This is a genomic window from Streptomyces sp. HSW2009 (assembly GCF_040240285.1).
Taxonomy (GTDB): domain Bacteria; phylum Actinomycetota; class Actinomycetes; order Streptomycetales; family Streptomycetaceae; genus Streptomyces.
This window is the reverse complement of record NZ_JBEHZD010000393.1, coordinates 1-7,704: the sequence shown is the minus strand read 5'-3', so window position 1 is coordinate 7,704 and position 7,704 is coordinate 1. Positions and strand designations below refer to the sequence as shown.

At 72.8% G+C, this 7,704-nt stretch carries 5 protein-coding genes; 4 read left to right on the top strand and 1 reads right to left on the bottom strand.

From position 1 onward, the window contains the following. Positions 1 to 226: hypothetical protein (locus tag AAHZ94_RS24300; RefSeq protein ID WP_349995218.1), on the bottom strand; the 226-nt coding region annotated here is incomplete at its 3' end. 222 nt (positions 227 to 448) lie between these two features. On the opposite strand from AAHZ94_RS24300, the gene AAHZ94_RS24295 reads away from it, so the two are divergent. The 4 genes from AAHZ94_RS24295 (at position 449) to AAHZ94_RS24280 (ending at position 7,468) form a co-directional block, all read left to right on the top strand. Next, positions 449 to 3,322, top strand: a complete 2,874-nt coding sequence (locus tag AAHZ94_RS24295) for a helix-turn-helix transcriptional regulator (RefSeq protein ID WP_349995217.1) — start codon at positions 449 to 451, stop codon at positions 3,320 to 3,322. Positions 3,323 to 4,218: 896 nt separating this feature from the next. Next, the gene (gene ccrA / locus AAHZ94_RS24290) at positions 4,219 to 5,574 is read left to right on the top strand and encodes a crotonyl-CoA carboxylase/reductase (protein ID WP_349995215.1); all 1,356 of its coding nucleotides are present in this window, start codon (positions 4,219 to 4,221) and stop codon (positions 5,572 to 5,574) included. Between the two features lie 5 nt (positions 5,575 to 5,579). Next, a complete protein-coding gene (locus AAHZ94_RS24285) occupies positions 5,580 to 6,608 on the top strand; it encodes a 3-oxoacyl-ACP synthase III family protein (RefSeq protein ID WP_349995213.1) in 1,029 nt (342 codons plus the stop codon). Beyond that, positions 6,605 to 7,468 carry a 3-hydroxybutyryl-CoA dehydrogenase gene (locus AAHZ94_RS24280; RefSeq protein ID WP_349995211.1) on the top strand — a complete coding sequence of 288 codons (864 nt, stop codon included), beginning with the start codon at positions 6,605 to 6,607 and terminating at the stop codon, positions 7,466 to 7,468. Before AAHZ94_RS24285 ends, AAHZ94_RS24280 begins: the two co-directional genes overlap by 4 nt. Positions 7,469 to 7,704 lie beyond the last annotated feature (236 nt).

The following is a 7,704-nucleotide window of genomic DNA, read 5'->3' as shown; positions in this document are numbered from 1 at the left end:
GCGCGGCCGTCGGCGAGAGGGCCATCACCAGCCGGTGCGCCAACAGGTAGGCGGTGTGGTGGTCGCGGGGCAGACAGGCCACCTCGTGCACGGTGACGCCGGTGGCCCGCACCCGCTCCGCCAGCGCGGCGAGCACCGCACTGCGGCCGATGCCGATCTCGCCGCGCACCAGCCAGACGGCGGGTCCGGACAACGCCGTTGCACAGTCGATCAGTTGCTGAACCACCGTGTCCCGGCCAATGAGTTGGGGCGTGCCCCGTGGCGGCGCCCCCGTATCGACGGCCCCGATACGCCCCGTGACGTGGTTCGCCGCCCTCACCCCCTCGCCTCACCGAGGCAGGCCGAAAGGCGCCACCCCCCGTTGACCAATCATATGAAGGTGCGGATGGTGAAGGGAGTGCTTAATCAGTGAAGATCTTGACCAAAGCGTCAAGGTCAACCTCGCGGGATGTGGTGCGAACTGATGCCGGCCCACGGCAAGACGGCGCTCGTCGGCCGCCGGGAGGAGGTGCGCGAGGTGAGCGCCGCGCTGCGGCGGGCCAGCGACACGGCGCGCCTGTTGATGCTGCACGGTGAGCCGGGCATAGGTAAGACCACGGTGGCCGAAACCGCCATCGAGGCCGCCTCCCGCGCCGGCGTCCTGGTGCTCCGCATCGACCTGCCCGCAGCCGGCCGGGCCGGGCTCGGCACGGTCGCCGACCGCACGTGTGAGCTGCTGATGGAGGCCGGCGCCCGGGACGCGCTGCCGCTGATCAAGGCCGTACGCCGGGTCAGGGCCGAGGCTGCGGGAGACCGCCGACACCATCTCCCGCTCATGCTCCATACGCAGGCGCTGCTACAGCAAGTGGCGCAGAGCCGACAGGTATCCCTGGTCCTGGATGACGTCCACCACCTGGCGGACGAGGACGTAGGCGTGTTCGGCGCGCTGCTGTGCGGGCTGCGGGCGGACGGGGTGCCCGTCGTCGTGTGCGGCCAGTGCCCGCCGGACGGGCCCGCCGAGGTGCTGCCCACGCTCGCCGCCGCCGCCGACCAGAGCCTGGAACTGTCCCCGTTGACCTGGGCGCAGACCGGCGCGCTGGCCGGTCGCAGGCTCGGCCTGCCGGCCGCCCCCGAACTGGTCACCGCGGTCCGCACGGCCCTGGGCACGCTGGCGGGCAACCCCCGGGCCGTGCTCGCCACGGTCGCCGCCCTCTGGCGCGAGGAACGGCTCACCGTCGTGGACGGGCACGCCTGCCCGGCCGACCGGGCGCTGGTCATCGCGCTGCCCGTACGCAGCCCGGAGCAACCCGCGGCCGAAGCCGCGGACGAGACCGTACCGATCAGCCAACTCGCCTTCACTGGCGATGCGTTGGCGCTGCTGGCCCGGCTGACCGCGGTGGCCGAAACCACCGTGGACGACTTCCTCGGTCTGGCACCGGAACTCGGCGGCACCGTCGCCCACGTCGGCCAGGTCCTCGACACCCTGGTCGCCCGGCACCTGGTCACCGTCGACGACCGGCAGCGGCTGTCCTGCGCCGTGCCCGCACTGGGTCAGGCCCTCCAGCGCACCCCGGCCCGCTGGTACGGGGCCAGGCTGCACGCCCAGGTGGTGCTCAACGCCAAGCGGCGGGCCGGTGCGGGCGGCGGTGCACTCGACCCGCGGCTCTGTGACCACGTGCTGGCCGCCGGCAGTGAACTGCCCGTCTCGCTCTCCACCGAACTCCTGCTGGCCGCCGTCCGCCGGGACCACGGCGGCAGCCAGCGGCGCACCGCACGCGCCTGCCTCGCCCTGCTGTGCCAACTCCCGCGCGACGACGAGTGCTTGCCCGGAATCCTGCGCGGCGCCATCGGGCTGATGCTGGACCACGGTGACGCCGCCGGACTGCTCGGCCTCGGCGCCGGACTGCTGCCCGGCGGCAACGACCGCACCCTGGCCCGCCGCGAACACCTCGTCGACCTCGCATCGGCCTGGGCCCTGGCCGCCCTGCACGAACAGTGGCTCGGCAACCACGTCGTCGCCCACGACAGCCCACCGGCCCGTACCGCCATGCGGGTGCCGACGGCCGCCGCGCTGATCGCGCTCGCCCTGCGGATGCGCGGCGAACCGCCGCCCCCGCCCGCCGCCGACCCGCTCCCCGACGTCGCCCAGCCGGCCCGCCCCACCGCCGTGCCGCTCGCCCAGCCGCCCGCTTCACAGATCCCGGCAGCCGCCGAAATGCTCTTGCTCACCGGCACGTTGGGAACCCGCGAGGAGTTCGAGCACGGGCTGCTGGCCGTCCGCAGGCTCCGTGCCGAAGCCGGCCTGCCGCCGCCCCGTGACATCGAACAACTCCGCGGCGCCGCGGCCTTCGGCGACTGGGCGACCGCCTTCGAAGCGGTACTCGGCGACCGCTGCGCCCGCTTCGAGGACAGCCCGCTGCGCCTCTACCAGGCACTGGTCCGCGAATATCTGACCGGCTCCTGGGAGACCGCGCTGACGCTGGCCCGCCGGGTCGAGACGTACGCCAGGGGAACCGGCGGCGGCCCGCTGTACGACCACAGCCGCAGCCTGGCGGCGGAGATCTGCCGCTGGCAGGGCGATACCGGCCGGGCCGCCGACTGGTTGCGCGGCGTCGTCGCCCCGCACGGCCGCGGCCCACTGGCCAGTTGGGCCAGGGCCGGGCTGCGGCACGACGACGGGGACGCGGTCGGCGCCTGGCGGGAGGGCTGGCGCGAATACCGGGTGCTGCGCGCCGGCGGACACCTCGCCGGTCTTGAGCGGCTGCTGCTGCGGCTGGCGATCTACGCCGTCCAGCGCGGCCACCACCGCGCCGGGCTCGAAGCGCTGGAGGCGCTTGAGGAACTGCACGCCTGTGTGGGCGCACAGAACACCCAGGTGGCGCTGTTGCTGGCGCGGGCCGTGGTGCGCGAGGACGTGGAGAGCGCGCTGGCCGCCCGGGCCCTGCCCGCCTGGCAGGGTGACCAACTCCTGTCGTTCCTCACCAGCCTGTGGCTGGCCCGCACCACCGGCTCCCCGACCTGGCTGACCGAGGCGTGGGAGTGGTGCGAGCGGCTGTCGGCGCGGCGAGCCAGGCAACTCCTGGTGGAGGTCACCGACTCGCTCGGGCAGCCGGTGCCGCGCCGCCGCGCCAGCCGGTCGGTCTTCACCGCGCAGGAGCTCAGGGTGGTCAGGCTGGTGGCCGAAGGCCGCACCAACCGGCAGATCGCGGCGGTCCTCGCGCGCAGCGAGAAGAGTGTGGAAACCTATCTGGCCAGCATCTTCGAGCGCACCGGCTGCCGCTCCCGGCTCGAACTCGCCACCGCCTGGCTGGACGGGGCGCTCTCGCCGTTCGTACCGGGCTGAGGGCGCGGGCCGGGCGGAGATCGCGGATGGGGTTGACACCGCGGATGGGGTTGGCACCGCGCACTGGCTGAGGTCGCGTGCCGGGCTGGCGGCGCGGGCACGCTTGCCGCACACGCCGGGATGCGGGTGCTGCCGAGTACGCCACGGTGGTCACTGGTGCTGAAGCGCATGCCGAGGGGGTTACGAGTGCTATCGCGTACGTCGCGAGGATGACGGCTGCCGTCGCGTACGCCGCGGGTGTGAAGGCCCCGGGTGCGGGCTGCCGGCGCGGACCACTCCGGCACGGGGACCACCGGCGCGGGTACCTCAGCACGGCCGGCGCCAGCGCGGGCACCACGGCGCGGGCACCTCGGCACAGTCGGCACAGGCACAGCCGCCACCACGCCGGCACCACCGGCGCGGGCGCCACCAGCACAGACGCCTCGACACAGCCGTCACAGCCCACCCACCCCGGCAACGGACGCCCCCCATTCACTTCGCCCGAGCGCGCCCCGCCTGATGCCCCCGCAACCCGGTCCGTGGGCCGTCGCGAAGATCGGGCAAGGGTGTGAGTACGAACAGGCACGAAAGCGGGACACCGTTGGACGGCCGATCGCGGCGGTGGTTGTGTGGGACGCGCCCGATGGGGACCCCGCTCTTCCGGCAGCACCTGGCACGCCAGTGGACCAGGGCAATTCCGATCCCGACAGCACGGCAGCGACGTCCCCCGCTCCGCACCGGAGCCACTGGCAACCGGCCGGACAGGTGGCCCACGAGCGACGTGGCCTGCGGTCACCACCGGCAGCGGCGGGCCCGTGCCCGCGGATCGCCCCGAGCCGGCCCACCGGCACCGCGCAGCGCACCAGGAACCGCCCGGGGTGTGCAAGGAACCTCGCTGACTACGAAAAGAGGTTGTCATGAGCTCCCTGGCCGACGCCCTGATCGGCGGCGTGACGCCCGAAGAGATCGAACGCCACGCCTTACCCGACGCCTATGAGGCGGCCTATCTCCGCAAGGAGGACGCGGACATGTTCCGCGGCGTTGCGGACAAGGACGTCCGGAAGTCGCTCCGGGTCGGCCAGGTGCCCATGCCCGAACTCGCCCCGGACGAGGTCGTCGTCGCCGTCATGGCGAGCGCGATCAACTACAACACCGTCTGGTCGGCCATGTTCGAGCCGCTGTCCACCTTCCGCTTCCTGGAACAGTTCGCCCGCCAGGGCGGCTGGGCGACCCGCCACGACCAGCCGCACCAGGTGGTGGGCTCGGACGCGGCCGGCGTGATCGTCCGGCTGGGCTCCGGAGTACGCCGCTGGCGGGTCGGCGACCACGTGGTGGTCAGCCCCGCCTACGTCGACGACCAGGAGCCGGCCAGCCACGCCGACGGCATGCTCGGCGCGGAACAGCGGGCCTGGGGGTTCGAGACCAACTTCGGTGGCCTGGCCCACTACACACTGGTCCGCGCCAGCCAACTCGTCCCCAAGCCAGCCCACTTGACCTGGGAGGAGGCCGCCTGCAACACCCTGTGCGCGGGCACCGCCTACCGGATGCTGGTCGGCGACAACGGGGCCCGGATCAAACAGGGTGACGCGGTGCTGGTCTGGGGCGCGGCCGGCGGACTCGGCGCGTACGCCGTGCAGTTCGTCAAGAACGGCGGCGGCATCCCGATCGGCGTCGTCGGCTCCGAGGCGAAGGCGGAAGCCGTCCGCAGGCTCGGCTGCGACCTGGTCGTCACCCGCGCCGACATCGGTCTGGACGACGACGCGTCGGGCGACCCGCAACAGACGATCGAGGTCGGCAAGCGGCTCGGCTCGATCATCCGCGGCCACATCGGACGTGACCCGGACGCCGTCTTCGAGCACGTGGGGCGGGCCACCTTCGGCATCTCGGTGTTCGTGGTGCGCCGCGGCGGCTCCGTCGTGACCTGCGGCTCAAGCACCGGCTACCAGCACGTCTTCGACAACCGCTATCTGTGGATGAAGCTCAAGCGCGTGATCGGCAGCCATGTCGCCAACCTCCAGGAACAGGTGGAGTGCGCCCGGCTCATCGACTCGGGCCGCATCGTGCCCACCCTGAGCGCGGTCTACCCGCTGGCCGAGGCGGCCGAGGCAACCCGACTCGTACAGACCAATCGACACCTCGGCAAGGTCGCCGTCCTCTGTCTGGCCCCCGAGGAAGGGCTCGGCGTCACCGACCCCGAACGGCGCGCCCGGATCGGCGTGGACCGGCTCAATCCGCTGCGCGGCTACACCGCCGACCGGGGAAGGGTGGCGTGAACGCCATGACGAACAGCACCGCACCGGCCGTCGGAATCCTGGGAACGGGCTCGTACCTGCCCGTGCGCGAAGTGGACAACGAGGAGATCGTCGCCCGCGTACCCGACATCACGGTCGACTGGATCGAGAGCCGCACCGCCATCTACACCCGGCGCTACGCAGCCGCCGACGAGGCCACCTCCGACCTGGCCGCCAAGGCCGCACGCGCGGCGCTCGAACGGGCCGGCCTCACCCCCGCCGGCATCGACTACATCATCGTCTCCACCTCGACCGGCGACTTCCCGCAACCCCCCACCGCGAGCCTGGTGCAACACCTGCTCGGCGCGCAGAACGCGGCCTGCTTCGACGTCAACGCGGTGTGCGCGGGATTCGTGTACGGGCTGGAACTGGCACGCGGCCTGGTCACGGCCAACCCGGGCGCCCGCGCCCTGGTCATCGGCGCCGACGTCTACTCGCGCATCCTCAACTACGACGACCGGCGCACCGCGGTCCTGCTCGGTGACGGCGCCGGCGCCGTGGTCGTCGGCGAGGTGCCGGCAGGGCAGGGCATCATCGACATCGCCCTGAGCACGCACGGCGAGGCGCAGGACCTGATCAAGGTGCCGGCCGGCGGCAGCCGGGTGCCGACCTCGGCGCAGACCGTCGCCGCCGGTGAACATTTCTTCACCATGCAGGGCCGCGGGGTGCGCGACTTCGTCATGGACAACGTGCCGCCGATGCTGCACAAGCTGCTCGCCCGGGCCGGCGTCGAACTCGCCGACGTCGACTGCTTCGTACCGCACCAGGCGAACGGGGTGCTCCTCGGCCAACTCGCCGAGCGGTGCGGCCTCACCCGGGCCAGAACCCACCTGGTCGTCGGCAAGTACGGCAACACGGGCAGTGCATCGGTTCCGGTGGCGCTGGACGACGCGGTGCGCGCCGGCGCGATCGGCGCCGGTGACGTGGTGCTGCTGTCGGCCTTCGGCGGCGGCATGTCGGTGGGGAGCTGCCTGCTGCGCTGGACGCCCGCCGCGGCGGAGCGGAGCACACCGTGAGCGGCATCGACCGGGTCGGCGTCGTCGGCTGTGGGGCGATGGGCACCGGCTTCGCCGAGGTCGCCGCGCGGGCCGGGTTGGAGGTGACCGTCGTGGCCCGCAGCGAACCAGCCATCGCCCGGACCACCGAACGACTCGCCCACTCCCTTGAACGAGCCTTGAAGAAGGGCAAGTTGACCACCGAGGAGCGGGACGCCGCACTGTCCAGGGTCACCTTCACCACCAGCCTGAAGGACCTGCGCGACCGACAGTTCGTCCTGGAGGCGGTACGCGAGTCGCTGGCCGACAAGCGGGAGGTGCTCGGCGAACTCGACGCCGTGCTCACCGACCCCGACGCCGTCCTCGCCTCCACCACCTCTTCGATCCCGATCATGAAGCTGGGCCAGTGCGTCCGCGACCCGGGACGCGTGCTCGGCGTGCACTTCTTCAACCCGGTGCCGGTGATGCCGTTGGCCGAACTGGTCGCCTCGCTGCGCACCCGGCCCGCCGTTCTCGACCGCACGCGGTCGCTGGTCACCCACACCCTCGGCAAGCAGGTCGTGCAGGCCCAGGACCAGCCCGGGTTCATCGTCAACTCCCTCTTGATCCCCTACCTGTTGGCCGCGGTGCGGATGCTGGAGTCGGGCCCCGCGTCGGCCGAGGAGATCGACCGCGGCATGGTCCTCGGCTGCGGCCACCCGATGGGCCCGCTGGCCCTGGTCGACCTGATCGGCCTGGACGTCATCGTCTCGGTGGCCGAAGCGATGTACGAAGAGCTGAAGGAACCGCTGTACGCGCCGCCCTCCCTGCTGCTGCGCATGGTGGAGGCCGGTTTCCTGGGCCGCAAGAGCGGGCGCGGGTTCCACGCGTACGACGCCTGACGTCTGCTGGGCGGCGGGCCGGCCGCGGGTCGGCCCGCCGGGGTGGATGTCCTGCGCCCGCCCGCGCCCCGGAGGCCCCCCGGCCCAGAGGGCCCGCCGCCGGTAGGGCAACCCCGTGTCACGCCGGCGACCGTCCCGGCCGGCCCTTGCCCCGCTCCGCGCGGCCACTTGATGTCCTGCCCCGGCCCCCGGCGGCCGTCCAGATTCCGGACAGTATCCCGTCAGCCGTCCGCCGG